Origin of the sequence: Streptomyces sp. NBC_00028 (assembly GCF_045041065.1) — a bacterium.
Taxonomy (GTDB): Bacteria; Actinomycetota; Actinomycetes; order Streptomycetales; family Streptomycetaceae; genus Streptomyces.
On sequence record NZ_CP108293.1, the window covers coordinates 1,955,090 to 1,971,501 of the forward strand.

12 protein-coding genes are annotated in these 16,412 nt (G+C 70.7%); 8 read left to right on the top strand and 4 right to left on the bottom strand.

All coding sequences use genetic code 11. The annotated features are described in order from the left end of the window. Positions 1–234: 234 nt before the first annotated feature. Together OG885_RS08585 and OG885_RS08590 are read right to left on the bottom strand one after the other, a co-directional pair. Complete coding sequence (locus OG885_RS08585; protein ID WP_405728504.1) at positions 235–2,625, bottom strand: MFS transporter; 2,391 nt, start codon at positions 2,623–2,625, stop codon at positions 235–237. Positions 2,626–2,803: 178 nt separating this feature from the next. Beyond that, entirely contained in the window at positions 2,804–3,247 is a 444-nt protein-coding gene (locus OG885_RS08590) for an SRPBCC family protein (RefSeq protein WP_329332887.1), read from the bottom strand. A gap of 134 nt (positions 3,248–3,381) precedes the next feature. Here OG885_RS08590 and OG885_RS08595 point away from each other — a divergent pair, with 134 nt between their 5' ends. Together OG885_RS08595 and OG885_RS08600 are read left to right on the top strand one after the other, a co-directional pair. Beyond that, positions 3,382–4,413 carry an Rv2578c family radical SAM protein gene (locus OG885_RS08595; protein WP_405728507.1) on the top strand — a complete coding sequence of 344 codons (1,032 nt, stop codon included), beginning with the start codon at positions 3,382–3,384 and terminating at the stop codon, positions 4,411–4,413. 26 nt (positions 4,414–4,439) lie between these two features. Then, positions 4,440–5,114 (top strand): HAD family hydrolase, encoded by a 675-nt coding sequence (locus tag OG885_RS08600; RefSeq protein ID WP_405728510.1) that lies wholly within the window; start codon positions 4,440–4,442, stop codon positions 5,112–5,114. A 3-nt stretch (positions 5,115–5,117) separates the two neighbouring features. Here OG885_RS08600 and OG885_RS08605 read toward each other — a convergent pair whose 3' ends face one another. Then, positions 5,118–9,107: an AAA family ATPase gene (locus OG885_RS08605; RefSeq protein WP_405728513.1), complete on the bottom strand. Its 3,990-nt coding sequence runs from the start codon at positions 9,105–9,107 to the stop codon at positions 5,118–5,120. Between the two features lie 70 nt (positions 9,108–9,177). Here OG885_RS08605 and OG885_RS08610 point away from each other — a divergent pair, with 70 nt between their 5' ends. From OG885_RS08610 to OG885_RS08625, 4 genes are all read left to right on the top strand, one after another. Continuing rightward, complete coding sequence (locus tag OG885_RS08610) at positions 9,178–9,666, top strand: NUDIX hydrolase (RefSeq protein ID WP_405728516.1); 489 nt, start codon at positions 9,178–9,180, stop codon at positions 9,664–9,666. A gap of 132 nt (positions 9,667–9,798) precedes the next feature. Continuing rightward, positions 9,799–11,370, top strand: a complete 1,572-nt coding sequence (locus tag OG885_RS08615) for an alpha/beta hydrolase (protein WP_405728519.1) — start codon at positions 9,799–9,801, stop codon at positions 11,368–11,370. A gap of 58 nt (positions 11,371–11,428) precedes the next feature. Continuing rightward, the gene (locus OG885_RS08620) at positions 11,429–11,827 is read left to right on the top strand and encodes a RidA family protein (protein ID WP_405728522.1); all 399 of its coding nucleotides are present in this window, start codon (positions 11,429–11,431) and stop codon (positions 11,825–11,827) included. 14 nt (positions 11,828–11,841) lie between these two features. Then, positions 11,842–12,345, top strand: coding sequence for a GNAT family N-acetyltransferase (locus OG885_RS08625; protein ID WP_405742651.1), 504 nt, complete (start codon positions 11,842–11,844; stop codon positions 12,343–12,345). On the opposite strand, the gene OG885_RS08630 is transcribed toward OG885_RS08625, so the two are convergent. Continuing rightward, positions 12,342–12,908, bottom strand: coding sequence for an adenylosuccinate lyase (locus tag OG885_RS08630; protein ID WP_405728525.1), 567 nt, complete (start codon positions 12,906–12,908; stop codon positions 12,342–12,344). The two genes, OG885_RS08625 and OG885_RS08630, sit on opposite strands and share 4 nt — an antisense overlap. A gap of 388 nt (positions 12,909–13,296) precedes the next feature. Between OG885_RS08630 and OG885_RS08635 the strand changes: the two genes are divergently transcribed. Both OG885_RS08635 and OG885_RS08640 read left to right on the top strand, forming a co-directional pair. Then, positions 13,297–15,102 (top strand): 3-hydroxyacyl-CoA dehydrogenase family protein, encoded by a 1,806-nt coding sequence (locus tag OG885_RS08635; protein WP_405728528.1) that lies wholly within the window; start codon positions 13,297–13,299, stop codon positions 15,100–15,102. Positions 15,103–15,247: 145 nt separating this feature from the next. After that, positions 15,248–16,057, top strand: coding sequence for a TetR family transcriptional regulator (locus OG885_RS08640; RefSeq protein WP_405728531.1), 810 nt, complete (start codon positions 15,248–15,250; stop codon positions 16,055–16,057). The last annotated feature ends 355 nt before the right edge of the window (positions 16,058–16,412 follow it).

The window sequence follows — 16,412 nt, forward strand, 5'->3', positions numbered from 1 at the left end:
CCCACGGCTCCGCAAAGATCTGTGCCGACCGTTCCACCGTACGGCTGCGCCAGGTGGTGATGTGCGGCAATACGGGAATTGACCCCGCCGCACCGAACACCGCGCGCCCCCTCGCGCTCCCCTCCCGGGGCGGAAACCGCCGGTTGGGGGCCCTGTGGGGTTACTGACGGGTTGCCCACGCCGGCGTCCGGCTTTTTTCCGTGGCCTCCGTCCGGCTCTTCGCGTGGCCTCTGCTCAGTCCTCGTGCCCCAGTTGCAGATCCCGTTCCGTGCGGCCGCCGCCCGCCATCTGGAGGACGGTGGCGACCGGGGGGTAGCCCGCGGCGATGACCGTGTACTCGCCGGAGGACAGGTCGACGAACCGGAACGTTCCGTCCGGTCCTGTGGTGAGGGTGTCCACGACGTTGCCCGCGGCGTCCAGGAGCGTCACGCGCGCGTCCTCGACGGGACGGCCGCCGCTCGCCCGTACCGTCCCGCGCAGCACGGCCCCGCCGGCGAGCTCGATGTCCTGGCGGGTCTCCCGGGCGGCCTGGACGGTGACGGGGAGCGCGGCCGGGCGGAAGGCGGGGGCGCTGGCGGCGAGGGTGTACTCACCGGCGACGAGTTCGCTCATCACGTACCCGCCCTCGCGCCCGCTGCGCGTGCTGGCGACGACCTCTCCGTGCACATTGGTGAGGGTGACGGTGGCGTCCCGCACGGTCGTGCCGTCCGCGGTCACCACGCTCCCGGCGAGGCGCCCGGCGCCGCCGAGGACCACGTCGAGTTCGACGGGCCGCTCACCGACGGTCACGGAGACGGCCTGCGGCTGGTGTCCGCCCGCCGCGGCGATCAGGACGTACGCCCCCGAACCCGGTGTCGACAGCGCGTACCGCCCGTCCTCGCCGCTCGCCCCCCGGCCGATCTGCTGACCGGCGACGTCGATCAGCGTGAGCGCCGCGCGCGGGACGACGGTTCCGTCGGGGTGCTGCACCGTGCCGCACACGGGGATTCCGGCGGCGTACGACGAACGGGCCTGCGGGATCGGCGTGTTCAGGGGGGCGGGCTCGGTTTCGGCGGTGTGGTGGGACACCAGTGGTTTCTCCTTGAGGAAGAAGGCGATGAGCAGTCCGACGACGAGGACCGGCACGAGGTAGAGGAAGATCCGCGGCATGGCGTCGGCGTACGCGCGGATGTACGCCTCGCGCAGCTGGGGCGGCAGCGCGTGGACGAGCTGCGGTGTGATGGACTCGGCGTCGGGCAGCCCCGCTGCCGGGGGCAGCCGCTTCGCGAGGGAGTCGGAGAGCCGGTCGGCGAAGAGCGTGCCGAAGATCGCCGCGCCGACCGAACCGCCGATCTGCCGGAAGTAGTTGTTGGCGCTGGTCGCCGTGCCGAGGTCGGCGGGGCGCACGGAGTTCTGCACGGCGAGGACGAGCACCGGCATCACCATGCCGATGCCGGCGCCGAGGACGGCCATCCAGACGCTGTAGTGCAGCCGGGGCGTGTCGACCTCAAGCCGGGACAGCAGCCACATGCCGAGGACGGAGAGCGCGCCGCCGAGGACCGGCCAGAGCTTGTACCGGCCGGTGTGGCTGATGAGTTGGCCGGCGATGACGGAGGCGCCGACGATGCCGCCCATCATGGGCAGCATCAGCAGCCCCGACTCGGTGGCGCTCGCCCCGTCGACCATCTGCAGGAAGGTCGGCAGATAGCTCGCGGCCCCGAAGAGGGCGACGCCGATCACCAGGCCGACCAGCGCGGTGACGTTGAAGACGGAGTCCCTGAACAACCGCAGCGGGATGAGGGGTTCGGGCGCGAAGTGCTCGGCGACGAGGAAGAGGACGGTGGCTGCCACCGCGCCCGCGGCGAGTCCCAGGATGACGCGGGAGTCCCAGGCGTACTCGGTGCCGCCCCAACTGGTCAGCAGCACCAGGCAGGTGGACGCCGCGGCGAGGAGCAGCGCGCCGAGGATGTCGAGCCGGGCCCTCGTCCGCCGCTTGGGCAGTTTGAGGACGACGGTGACGACGGCGAGGGTGACGAGCCCGAAGGGGATGTTGATGTAGAAGCACCACCGCCAGGAGAGGTGGTCGGTGAAGTAACCGCCCAACAGGGGCCCCGCGACGGAGGCGAGGCCGAACGCGGCGCCGATGAGGCCCATGAACCTGCCGCGCTCGCGGGGCGGCACGATGTCGGCGATGATCGCCTGCACACCGATCATGAGGCCGCCCGCGCCGACGCCCTGCACCGCGCGGAAGGCGATCAACTGGTCCATCGTCTGGGCTCGTCCGGCGAGGGCGGAGCCGATGACGAAGACGACGATCGCGAACTGGAAGACGCCCTTGCGGCCGAGGAGGTCGCCGAGCTTTCCGTAGATCGGCAGGCCCACCGTGGAGGTGAGCAGATAGGCGGTGATGGCCCAGGACATCTTGTCGAGGCCGTGCAGCTCGCCGACGATTCTGGGGAGCGCGGTGGCGACGATCATCTGCTCCAGCGCGGCGAGGAGCAGCGCGAGCATCAGCCCGACGAAGACCAACCGCACCCGGCGCGGGCCGAGTTCGGCGGCCGAGGCGGGATCGGGGACGGCGAGCCGCGGGGATTCCGGGACCGGTTCGTCCCGGAGGTCCTCCTGCACCAGAGTGGTCCCGCCCACGTGTCCGCTCCCCTCGCCGCGCCCACACAATTGCTGCCTAAAGCGACAACTACGAGCAAGCACGACGAGTTACGGCAGACCGGCGCCCTGTCGGGAGATCCACTCGATCCGGTGAGCGGGTCAACGCCCTCCGGACACGGGGGACTTACCTACGCGGGACTCAAGTACTCGGGGGGACCTACTTCTCGACCTCGGTGGCGAGGTTGGCGAGCACCAGGTCGTAGATCCGGCCGAGGCCCTTGGGCGCGAAGGTCTTCTCGAAGAAGCCGCCGATGCCGCCGGCGCCGTTCCAGACGGTGGTCACGACGACGCGGGACTTGCCCTCGCCGGCCGGGGTGACCCGCCAGGTGGTGACCATGGAGGAGTTGCGGTCCTTCTCGACGAGCTCACCGTCGGTCGGCTCACTGACCTCCAGAAGGCAGTCGCGCACGCGCTTGCTGGTGGCCTGGAGCTTCCAGTGGACGAGGGTGCCCTCGCCGTCGCCGCCCTCGCGCACCTCGTACTCGCTGAAGTGCTCGGGCAGCAGCTTCTGCCGCGTGCCGCTGTAGTCGGCGAGGGCGTCGAACACCTTCTCCGCGTCCGCCGCGACGACCCGCTCGGTAGTGGCCTCGACCTGCGCCATTGGAATCCTCCAGAACCTGGATTTCGGGGGTGGGGCCAAGCCAACCACCCCGGTCCCCGGCCGCCCAAATCGGGGTGGCACGATCAAGGGAACATGTGTTCTATTGTGGGGGCAGGCGCTACCGAGGAGGCCTCATGCGCTGGGAGAACCTCACAGAGTCCGAAGAGCACGGCAGGGCCGACGCCGCCCTGTTCGGAGCGGACGCGGTGACGAGCCGGACGATCGACACGCCCGAGTTCGCCGGCGTCACCTTCCACGAGATCAGGGCTCGATCGATCATCAACCGGGTGCCCGCGGTCTCCCGGATGTCCTTCCAGTGGACCGTCAACCCCTACCGGGGCTGCACGCACGCGTGCGTCTACTGCTTCGCCCGCAAGACCCACAGCTATCTCGACCTCGACACCGGCCTCGGCTTCGACTCGCAGATCGTGGTCAAGGTGAACGCCCCGGAACTGCTGCGCCACCAGCTCGGCTCGCGCCGCTGGCAGGGCGACCACATCGCCATGGGCACCAACGTCGACTGCTACCAGCGCGCGGAGGGCCGCTACCGCCTGATGCCGGGCATCATCGGCGCCCTCACCGAGCACGCGAACCCGTTCTCGATCCTGACCAAGGGCACGCTGATCCTGCGCGATCTCGACCTCCTCAAGCGGGCGCACGCGGTGACGGACGTCGGTATCTCGGTCTCGGTCGGCTTCACGGACCCGGACCTGTGGCGCACGGTGGAACCGGGCACCCCTGCCCCCGAACGCCGCCTGGACGTCGTACGCACCCTCTCCGAGCACGGCATCGGCTGCGGCGTCCTGATGGCGCCCGTCATCCCGTTCCTCAGCGACGAACCGGCCCAGCTCCGCGCCACCGTGCGCGCGATAGCGGCGGCCGGGGCGACCTCCGTGACCCCGCTGGTGCTGCATCTGCGCCCCGGCGCCCGGGAGTGGTTCATGTCCTGGCTCGACCAGCACCACCCGTACCTGGTCCGCCGTTACGAGCGCCTGTACGCCGACGGCTCCTACGCGCCGAAGTGGTACCAGCGCCGGATCACCCGCCAAGTGCACGAACTGGCCCGGGAGTACGGCATCGGCCCCGCGGACACGGGTATGCCCCGCCGGATCACGCCGGTCCCCGAGCCGGACGTCCAGGAGCCGACCCAGCTGACGCTGATCTGACCCGTGGGGCCGGGCAGAATGGGCCCGTGAACGATGCCCTGCGTGCGGTGGTGTTCGACTTCTCGGGAACCCTGTTCGGGCGGCTGCCGGGCCACGACTGGCTCTTCTCCCCGCACGCCGCACCGACCCCGGAGCTGCGCGCCCGCGTCGTCCACGCCCTGCGCCACCCGGCCGAGTTCGTGGACCGTATGACACCGGCACAACTCCGCGACTGGACGGACCGCGACCTCTCTCCCGAGGCCAACCACCGCGCCTACGGCACCCTGTTCCGGCTGGCGGGCCTCGGCGACGCCGACTTCGCGTCGATCTACGACCGCCTGGGATCAGCGGCCAACTGGCACGCCTACGAGGACACGCTTCCCGCGCTGGAACGGCTGGCCCGCGCGGGCGTGCGCGTCGGGGTGCTCAGCAACATCTCCTGGGACATCCGCGAGGCGTTCGCCCGGCACGGCTCGGACCGGTACGTCGCGCAGTACGTCCTCTCGTACGAGGAGGGCCGCGCCAAGCCCGACCTGGAGCTCTTCCGCGTGGCCGCCCACCGACTGGGCGTAGCCCCCGAGAAGTGCCTGATGGTGGGCGACGACCCGGTGTGCGACGGGGCGGCTCCGCGGGTCGGCATGGCGTTCGCGGAGGTGGCCACAGGGCCGGTGGGGACGCGGGGGCCGGTGTTGCTGGAGGCGTTGGAGCGGTACGGGTGGTGAGGGTCAGCTGGAGCGGAGGCGGGCTTCGGTGATGAGGGGGGCGATGTCGGTGGCGACAGGGCCGCATTGGGGGCGGGTGAGGGCGTCGGAGATGTCCCAGGAGTAGAGCTCCCCGGTCCCCGTCCTGGTGAGGACGAGCCGCGAACCGTCCATCCAGAGCACCTGCCGCACCGCCGCGTCCTGGTGGTCCAGCACTGTCACACGGCCTCCCGCTGTCACGTCCCACAGCTGCGCGGTTGCGTCCTGGGAGCCCGAAAGGAGCAGCGTCCCGTCGGGCGACCAGGCGAGGGAGTACACCTCCTGACGGTGGCCCGCCAGAGAAAGCCGGGCAACGAGCCCCTCCTCGCCGCGATCGAGCACGAGGACTGTGCCGTCCGTGCAGCCCACGGCGAGGGCCGCGCCCTCAGGGTGCCAGGCAAGGGCGGTGAAGACCTTGTCGCCGCGGTACTCGGCCACCGTGGCGTCAAGGGTGTTGACGGTGACGAGGTTGTCCTGCCCGGCGACAGCAAACTCCGTGCACCGTGGATGCCAGTCGACCGCGCTCAGGAAGCTCGCGTGCCGTGTCCATCCCGGCGGAGTCGGACGGAGGGTGCCCTCGCGGTCGTAGAGGCGTGGCAGCCAGGTCCGGTCACGCGAGACCACCGCCAGCCACTCCCCGTCCACGGACCAGCGGGCGTCAGCCACGGTGTCATGCGCGTCGGTGAGTACGGCGATGAGGTGCAGTCGCACCAAGGTGCTCGGAAGCGGGTCCATCCGTGTCTTCCAGAGCGACACCTTCCCTCCGCCGCTGCCGACCGTGGCACAAAGAGCGCCGTCCGAGGACCAGTGCACGGCGTCCGGTTCGCCCATGGCACCCACCTTCAACACGCGGGTCCCCCACCGGGCGTCGTCCTTCTCATAGCCGAGTACTGTGCCGGCCACGTCCTTCTCGACATCGTCGACGAGCATGAGCAGGCGGCGGCTCTCCTGCGACCAGGTCACGTGCTGCACGGGCTCAAAGGTGTCGTTGGCTTGCACCCGCTCAGGAGTGGTCCGCCAGATCCGTACGGTCCCGTCGTCTGAGGCGCTGGCGAGTCGATCTCCTCGGTGCGCCCAGGCCACGTCGCACACGCCTTGCGCGTGACCCACGTTCATGTCGAGTTCCTGGGCGTCGTGAGCGTGCCAAACCCGCACGGTGGCGTCTGCGCCGGCACTCGCCAGGCGGTTGCCGGAGGGCGACCAGGCCACCCGTCTGACCTGATCCGTATGACCGCCGAGCGTGTGTTCGGTGCGCCAGTAGCGTGGTCCCACCAAGTGCACGCGCACCTGATTGTCCTGGCCACCCGAGGCCAGCCAAACGAGATGTGTGGGGCTGAAGCGCACGGCCCTCATTGGCTTGCCCCGCGCCCCGTCCTGTTCCACTCCCCCGTCTACCCAGTGAACGTCGATCACCCCGTCCTCACGAGCCGTAGCCACCCGCCCATCCGCAGCGATGTCCGCATCCCACAACCGAACCGCACGCCCCTCCCCGTCCACGCTCACGCACGTCCTGACCGGCTCCCGCCCCCTCCCCCGCGTCTCCCACACCCGCGCCGTCCCGTCCGCGCACGCGACCAGCACGTACCGCCCGTCGGGCGAGAACCGCACCGACCACGGCCGGTCGTCGAGCGGTACCACCCGCACCTCGTCGCCCGCCGGCCACGACCACAACCGCAGCGTCTCGTCCGTCGCAACGGACGCGATCAGCTCACCGTCCGGCGACCAGTCCACCGACCGCACCCACCCCGGCCCGTCCCCGCGCGCCTCCCGGGCGTGCCGGAACGTCGCCCGGACGAGACCGGTCTCGGCGTCGAGCACCCGCACGCACCCGTCCTTGGAAGCCGTCACGAGCAACGTGTCGTCCGGCGACCAGGCCACGCCCCACAGGCCCGCCTCCTGCGCGCGGTAGCAGCGCAGTTGAGGGTGGGCGGCCATCGCGCGCCGCAGCAGATGCCGCCAGCCGTCGAGGTCGGGCGCGTAGAGCAGCAGTCCCAGCAGCAGGTCACCCTGCGCCGAGCCATCCCCCGCCAACAAGCGCAAGACAGCCCGGGGATCGCTCTCGACCAGCAGCTCACCCCGTCTGACCTCGTCGTCCGCCGTGCGCTGAAGAGACTGCGCAACGAGGTCGAGGGCAGCGCCCGACAAGTGGAGGTCGGTCAAAGTCCCGTACAGCTCCGGCCACGCGGCCGTGAACGCCTCCTCCGTGCGGCCGGACAGCACCGACACCAACCGCATCAGCCGCGAGGCCGGTATCAGCTGGTCCGGCTGACGCCCGTACCGGGCCCAGTCGACGGCCGTCTCCTCGATCTCCCGGCGGGCGCGCAGCGCGTCATGGTCGCGTTCCAGGTTCTCGCGCAGGCGGGGCCAGTGCACGAAGAGGCTCTCGTGGGCGACCTCGAAGGCGTCCTCGGTGAAGCGTTCCCAGCCGGCGGCGCCGGACCGCGCGCTCTCCACCGGATGCCGGACCGTCGTCAGCACCCGGCACTCCACGAACGGCCGCAGCAGCCGCAGTTCACGCTCCGGAAGATCGCGCAGGGCCACGGGACGCCGGGTGTACTTGCCCGACTCGTCGACCGACACCAGGCGCCCCAGCGCCTTGAGCACCGCCCGCTCGGCGTCCCGTACGGTGCTGCGCTCACTGTCGGTGAGGAAGTCCCGGGCGAGCCGGAACGCCTCCTCGGCCTGGTCCGTGAGGACCTTCTGCACGCGTCCCGAGGCCTCGTACTCGCCGCGGGTGATCTCCCGGGGCGGGCGTTTCCCGTCCGGGTTGACCTTCTGCCAGAGCTGCTGGAGCGCGAAGGCGAGCAGCGGCAGGGCCTCTCCGGCGGCGTCCTCCTGGATGAGGCCGAGGGCCTGGTCGTCGAGCCGCCAGCCCAGTGTGTCCAGGGGCGCGTTGACGATCCGGGGCAGTTCGCTGCGGGCGAGCGGCTTCACGAGATGGTGGTCGCGCAGCAGCGGCTCGAACGCCTCGAACCGCATCAGCGCGTCCAGGAAGTCGGCCCGCACGGTGTACACCAGCCAGGTGTTTCGGCGTACCGCCTCGGCCAGGGCGGCGACGAGCAGCGCCGCGTCCGTGTCGGCCTCGGGCAGCAGCAGTTCCTCGGCCTGGTCGACGATCACGAGGAGGCGCGCGTCCGGGACGTGTGCGGCGACGCCGTCGAGGGTCTCGGCGAGGCCCTCGGGGCGTTCCCGTAACCGCTGGAGCACCGAGGGCCCGGTGTCGGTGTCGAGCCCGAGGTCCCGGCGTACCTCGGCGATGGCGTGCGCGAGGGCGGCGAGGCCCCCGCGCGCGGGGGTCACCGGGCCGAGGACGATCCAGAAGGGGGTGTCCCCGTCGGAGGTGGGCGGGCGCCCGCGCAGGGCCGGCACCAGGCCCGCGCGGACCAGTGAGGACTTGCCCGCGCCGGAGGGCCCGATGACGGCCAGGGCGCCGTTGCGGCGACGGCCCAGCAGCGGTCGGCTGAGCGCGTCGATGTCCTCGTCGCGGCCGAAGAAGACCCGGGCGTGTTCCTCCTGAAAGGGGTTCAGTCCGGGGAAGATCGCGGTCAGGGCGGCTGTGCGGGAGACTCCGCCCTCGTCGAGCCGCTTCAGGATCGCGCGTTCGGCGTCCGCCATGGACCGAGGGTCGTCCGGCTCGACCTTGAGTGCCTGGAGGGTGTCGATGAGGGCCCGGCCCGCGGCCCCGTCGACCCGGCACTCCACGACGGGCGCCATGGGTTTGCGCTCGCGGAAGACGGAGACCTCCCAGACGCACCACTCGGCGGCGGAACCCTCCGTGGTGACCACCACGAGCGCCTCCGCGGCCAGCAGGTTCCGTCGCAGTTCGTCGCGCCAGGGGTAGGAGGCGGTGATGCCGTGGCCGGGCAGCGCGTAGGCGAAGCAGTCCTCGTACCCGGCCGTGCGCAGGGCCTCGACGAGGCGATGGGCCGTGTCGGCGCCGTCGTCGGCGTGATAGCTGATGAAGACCCTGCCCATGACGCTCCCCCACGGCACACTCGGACTGGCGCATCATGCCCGGTGACGACCCGTCGGCAACCTCTTTCCCATGAACTGCGCAGGAGGCGATGTGAAGCAGGACCACTTCGACGACCCCGACGCCCCGGCGGCCAACCGGCTGTGGCCGGTCGTCGGCGCCGTGGTGCGCGACGAGCCGGGCGATCTGCTGCTGATCGAACGGTCGGACGACGGGTACTGGGCGTTGCCGGGCGGGCTGGTCGACGTCGGTGAGTCGTTCACCCAGGCCGTGGTGCGGGAGGTACACGAGGAGACCGGCCTGGACATCGCCGTCACGGGGCTGGTCGGGCTGTACTCCGACCCCGGGCATGTCACCTCGTACGACGACGGAACGGTGAGCCAGGAGTGCTCGCTCGTCTTCCACGGAGCGGTCACGGGTGGCCGGTTGCGCACCAGTGAGGAGTCGCGCACCGTCCGTTTCGTCCCGCTGCGCGAGCTCGGCGCGCTGCGTATGCACCCGTCCACGCGGATGAGAATCACCCATGCTCTCGAACGGCGGGACGGTCCGTATCTCGGCTGAGGCCGCTCAGCCATTTCGGAGCCGAAGCAGTGAATTAAGCGATGAATCCGTTCCTCCGAGCGTCCTTTCCGGAACGATGCGGCGTGGACCGTGACACCCGCGGTCCGCCAACCTCCGTCCTGGGAGGACTCCATGAGAAAACGCGCAGCCGTGCTGTGCGGCGCCGCCGTCGTGCTGACCGGGAGCTTCACCGCCCTGCCGGCCGACGCGAGCGCACCGCGCACCGCGGACACCGCTCCGGCCGCGAAGCTCACCTGGAAGAGCTGCGGCACCACGAACTACCCGACGCTCCAGTGCGCGTCCCTCAAGGTCCCACTCGACCACGACGATCCGCACGGCCGGCAGATCACGCTCGCGCTGTCCCGTGTGAAGCACACCGCGAAGAAGTCCCAGGGCCCGCTGCTGGTCAACCCCGGCGGCCCCGGCGGCAGCGGCCTGACGCTGGCCGGCTTCGTCGCCGGCTCACTGCCCAAGGCGGTCGCGGCGCAGTACGACGTCATCGGCTTCGACCCGCGCGGGGTGGGCAAGAGCAAGCCGGCGCTCGACTGCAAGCCGGGCCACTTCAACCCCGTACGCCCCGACTCCCTGCCGAGCACGCCCGCGATCGAGCGGGCCAACCTCCAGCGGGCCAAGTCCTTCGCGGCCGCCTGCGGCAAGAAGTACGCCGATCTGCTGCCGTACATCAACACGGTCCAGGCCGTGCGGGACATGGACTCGATCCGTGCCGCCCTGGGCGCGAAGAAGATCAATTACTTCGGTTACTCCTACGGCACCTATCTGGGCGCGGTCTACGCCAAGCTCTTCCCGGAGCGCGTACGGCGTCTGGTCCTGGACTCGATCGTCGACCCGACCGGTGTCTGGTACGACGACAACCTCGGCCAGGACCACGCCTTCAACGACCGTCACCGCGCGTTCATGGCATGGGTCGCCAAGTACGACGCGACCTACAAGCTCGGCACCGATCCGGAGAAGATCGAGGCCAAGTGGTACAAGGCGCGGGCCCGGTTGGCGAAGAAGCCCGCCGGCGGGAAGGTCGGCGCCTCGGAGTTCGAGGACACCTTCATCCCGGGCGGGTACTACAACGGCTACTGGCCCTACCTGGCGGAGGCGTTCGCCGCGTACGTGAACGACAAGAACGCCGACCCGCTGGTCGAGGCGTACGAGAACTTCGCCGCCGTGGACGCCTCGGGCGACAACGGCTACAGCGTCTACACCTCGGTGCAGTGCCGTGACGCCGACTGGCCGCGCGACTGGAGCCAGTGGCGTGACGACAACTGGGCGGTGTACAAGAAGGCGCCGTTCATGACCTGGAACAACGCCTGGTACAACGCGCCGTGCGCGTTCTGGCCGACCGGGTCGCTGGAGCCGGTGGACATCGCAGGCGGGGACCTGCCGCCGGTGCTGCTCTTCCAGGCGACGAACGACGCGGCCACCCCCTACGAGGGCGGCGTGATGGTCCACCGTCTGCTGCACGGCTCCAGCCTGGTGGTCGAGCAGGGCGGCGGGAACCACGGCATCACGCTCAGCGGGAACGCCTGCCTGGACAAGCATCTGGCGGCGTATCTGACCGACGGCACGGTGCCGCGCAGCGGTGGCGAGGTCGACGCGGTGTGCGACGCGCTGCCCGACCCGAAGCCGCTCGGCTCGACGTCGTCGGCGTCGCGCGGCTCGACACTGCACGGCATGCTCGGCTTCCGCGGCTGAGCGGCTCGGATCGAGGCCCGTCGGGGGCGTTGTCAGACCCGTGGTCCACCATGGACGCATGAGTGAGCTGACCAGGATTCCCGCCCCCGACGGGCTCGCGCCCGCCGCGCAGTACTCCCATGTGGTCATGGGCACCGGCACGTTCGTGGCGGTCTCCGGCCAGCTCGCCCTGGACGAGGACGGAAAGATCGTCGGCGAGGGCGACGCCGCCACGCAGGCCCGACAGGTCTTCGAGAACCTGAGCCGCTGTCTGGCCGCCGCGGGCGCGACCTTCGACGACATCGTCAAACTCACCTACTTCGTCACGGACGTGGCGCACCTGCCCGCGATCCGCGCGGCTCGCGCCGCGCACATACCCGACGACCGGTTGCCGGCCGCGTCGGCGGTCCAGGTCGCGGCGCTGGTGCGGCCCGAGTTCCTGATGGAGATCGAGGCGTTCGCGGTGCTCGCCCCGTGATCGAGGTCCGGGAGATGACGCTCGACGACTGCGAGCGCGTCGCCGAGATCCGTATCCGCGGCTGGCAGACCGCATATCGGGGGCTGATGCCGCAGCCGTATCTGGACGGGCTCAGCGTGGCCGAGGACGCCGAGCGCCGTCGCGAGCGCTTCCGGCAGTCCGACGGCAGCGTGATGAACCTCGTCGCGGAACAGGACGGCGAGCTTCTGGGGTGGGCCGCGTACGGGCCGTACCGGGACGGTGAAGTACGCACGGCTGACGCGGAGTTGTACGCGATCTACGTCGACGCCGGGTGCTTCGGGGGCGGCATCGGGCACGCGCTGCTCCAGGAGTCGGTACGCCGTTGCACAGGCGCCGGGTACCCGTGCATGTACCTCTGGGTCCTCGACGGCAACACCCGCGCCCGTGCGTTTTATGAGCGGGCGGGGTTCCACCCCGACGGCGCCGAGGAGCCGTTCGAGGTGGACGGCGTGCCCGTGCCCGAGGTGCGGTACGTCAAGGACCTCATCGCCGGCTAGGGAATCCGCGCCAGCGCGTGGACCGCGGCCTCCGCGAGCGCCGGATGCGCGAGGGCCTCGTTCAGGACGGGGCGGGCCCGGGTGTCGCCCAGGGTGCCGAGGCCCTCGACGCAGGCGAGTGCCACGCGCCGGTAGGGGTCGTGCGGGCGCAGTCGTCGCTCCAGGGTGGTGATGAGGGCCGGCACGGACTCGGGGGCGCGCAGTGCGGCGAGGAGTCTGACGGGGTGCAGGGCGTAGGCGACCCGCAGTTCGTTGGTCGCCAGGGCCGCCGCCGCGCGCGCGGTGCGGGGGTCGCCGAGGCGGGCCAGGGCATGGGCGGCGGAGGCGCAGCGCTGCGGGTCGCGGTGGTTGAGCAGCAGGACGAGCGACTCGAAGGCACGGGAGTCCCCGGCGAGCCCCAGGCGGAACGCGGCCAGCTCCCGCGCCCACAGCGGCTGTCCGGGCTCGGTCAGCAGTCCGGCGAGCTCATCGAGGTCCTGCGTCTCCACCAACCGCTCGTAGACCGCCGACGCCCCGGACTCCTGCCGTAAGCGCTCCGTGAGTGATCGCAACTCTTCGTCCATGAAGGGCAGCCTAGGCGGGGTGCCGGGCGTGAGGGACGTACATCACAAAGACCGGGGGCTGGCGCGCTCGTTACCGGCGGGTTAAGCTCAATCGAGCGAGTAACCACTCGCGGAACTCCTTGCGGTGGCCTGGTGACGCAGCCGCCGTGAGAGCAGTCGGTTCGGTACCTCAGGTACCAGTGCTTCAGTACGACGTGGCTTGGGACAGAGCCGGTCGGCTTCACCGTTCTCGGGGCGTGTGCACGCCCACGACGACGGCATCGCACCACCGGGCGTGTGCGCTCGCAGCCCGGCAACACCCGCATCTCGCATGTTCCACGCACCCGGTGCGCCCTTCGGCGTACCGGGTCGCGCTCCCAGTCGTCACCCTCATTCCTGGAGTCCCGCGATGGCCGCTCCCCTGTCCGACACCTCTCTGTCCCCGATCCAGACCGTCGCCGTCGTCGGCCTCGGCACCATGGGCACCGGCATCGCCGAGGTCCTCGCCAAGGCCGGCCGTACGGTCATCGGCATCGACATCAGCGAGGCCGCGACCGCCCAGGCCGTCGCCGCCCTGGAGACCTCCACCGGCCGCGCCGTGACCCGCGGCCGGCTGACCGAGGAGCAGCGGGCGGACGTCCTCGCCCGGGTCCGCACCTCCACCGACCTGCGCACCGCGGCCGACGCGGACCTGGTCATCGAGGTGGTCCCGGAGTCGTACGAGATCAAGCACCAGATCTTCCGCGAACTCGACGGCATCGTGCGGCCCGAGACGATCCTGGCGACCGGCACCAACGCCCTGTCCGTCACCCGGCTCGCGGCCGACTCGGCCCGCCCGGAGCGCGTGCTCGGCCTGCACTTCTTCAACCCGGCGCCCGCGATGAAGCTGGTCGAGGTGGTCTCCTCGGTGCTGACCGCGCCGAGCGCCGTCACCGCGGTCACCGACCTCGCGCTCGACCTCGGCAAGGAGCCGGTCGCGGTCGGCGACCGGCCCGGATTCGTCGCCGACGGGCTGCTGTTCGGCTATCTCAACCAGGCCGCCGCGATGTACGAGGCGAAGTACGCCTCCCGCGAGGACATCGACGCCGCGATGCGGCTCGGCTGCGGACTGCCGATGGGTCCGCTCGCCCTGCTGGACCTGATCGGCATCGACACCGCGCGCACCGTCCTGGACGCCATGTACTCCGAGTCCCACGACCGGCTGCACGCGCCCGCCCCGATCCTCAAGCAGCTCAGCGAGGCGGGCCTGACGGGCCGCAAGTCGGGTCGCGGCTTCTACTCCTACGAGGCCCCGGGCAGCGCCACGGTCGTGCCGGACGCCCTCACTCCGGCCGAAGGCGGCTCCCGGGTCCAGGGCCGTACGGTCCGCTCCGTCGGGGTCGCCGGTTCGGGCACGATGGCGTCCGGTATCGCCGAGGTCTTCGCCAAGGCCGGGTACCAGGTCGTCCTCGCCGCCCGTAGCGAGGAGAAGGCGCAGGCCGCCAAGGCCCGTATCGGCAAGTCCCTTTCGCGCTCGGTCGACAAGGGCCGGATGACCGCCGAGGCCGCCGCGCAGACCCTGGACCTGATCACCCCGGCGGGCTCCTACGACGCCTTCGCCGACGTCGACCTGGCCCTGGAGGCCGTCGCCGAGGACCTGGAGGTCAAGCAGCAGCTGTTCCAGACGCTGGACAAGGTCTGCAAGCCGGGCGCGGTCCTGGCCACCACCACCTCCTCGCTCCCGGTCGTCGCCTGCGCCCGCGCCACCTCGCGTCCGCAGGACGTGATCGGCATGCACTTCTTCAACCCGGCGCCCGCCATGAAGCTGGTCGAGGTCGTGCGGACGGTGCTGACCGCCGAGGACGTCCACGCGACGGTCCGCGAGGTCTGCGCCAAGATCCGCAAGCACGCGGTGGACTGCGGCGACCGGGCCGGCTTCATCGTGAACGCCCTGCTCTTCCCGTACCTCAACAACGCCATCAAGATGGTCGAGGAGCACTACGCCTCCCTCGACGACATCGACGCCGCGATGAAGCTCGGCGGCGGCTACCCGATGGGCCCCTTCGAGCTGCTGGACGTCGTCGGACTCGATGTCTCGCTGGCCATCGAGAAGGTCCTGCACCGCGAGTTCCGGGACCCGGGCCTGGCCCCGGCCCCGCTCCTGGAGCACCTGGTGGCCGCGGGCTGCCTCGGCCGCAAGACCGGCCGCGGCTTCCGCGAATATGCCCGCCACTGAGTCGTCCGGCGACTGGTTCAGAGCGAACGAGGACTGGGGCGGGCTGCTCGACCCCAACGGAATCCCTGGAAACCCCCCGCCCACGGCGGGCGGGGGGTCCCTGGGGCATGAGCGCCAACCTGGGCACATGCAGTACGTTCGGGTCATGTCCCAGCCCGCCAGGTCCTCACGTACACCAGCTACGCCCGACGCGCCGGAAAGTGCCGCAGGCAGTCGCGCGGCCGCCCAGCGGCTCAAGATGCGCCGAGAACTGGCGGCCGCGGCGATGGAGCTGTTCTCCACCAAGGGGTACGAGGCGACCACCGTCGACGAGATCGCGGCCGCGGCCGGAGTCGCGCGCCGTACGTTCTTCCGCCACTTCCGCTCCAAGGAAGAGGCGATCTTCCCCGATCACGACGACACCCTGATCCGCGCCGAGGCCGTGCTCAACGCGGCTCCCCCGCACGAGCACCCGCTCGACACGGTGTGCAACGGCATCAAGGAAGTCATGCGGATGTACGCGGCCCGGCCGGAGATCTCGGTCGCCCGCTACAAGCTCACGCGCGAGGTGCCCACCCTGCGCGAGGCGGAGATCGCGTCCGTGGCCCGCTACGAGCGCCTGTTCACCCGCTATCTGCTGGGCCACTTCGACGAGCACGCGCACGACGACGACGCCAACGACGACCCGCTGCTCGCGGAGGTCGCAGCGTCGGCCGTGGTCACCGCCCACAACCATGTGCTGCGGCGCTGGCTCCGGGCCGGCGGCCAGGGCGACGTGGAGGCCCAGCTGGACCACGCTTTCGCGATCGTGGGGAAGACGTTCGGGACGGGCATCGGCGCCGGGCGCACGGGCACGACCCAGCCGTCCGCCGCGACGGTGTCCACGCACGGCGAGGTCCTGGTGACGGTCGCCCGCACCGACGCCCCCCTCGACCAGGTGATGCGGACCATCGAAGAGGCGCTCAAGGACCGCTGACCGCGCTTCACACGCGCGAAAGCCGCACGAGAACCGTGTGATGACGGCCACCCTTCGGGGTGGCCGTTTTGGCATGTCAGAGGCCCTTTTCCAGCGGATTTCAAGCCGCGTTCGATCGATCATCGCTCATTTGTTACGTAAAGATTTCACCTGAGAGCGGTTGCTGGCACTCAGTGCCTTGCCAGGTGACACGCGGTGTCATACGTTGAAGGAGTCCGGGCGGCCGGCGTGCAGAGACCATGCGTACGCCGGCTGTCCCAGCAAGTCATCGACCTGCCCGCCCGGACGCCTGCGTCACAGGCAACCTCCGCGCCACAAAGCGCTGCCGCACACCAAGACCGCCGAACCGACGGCA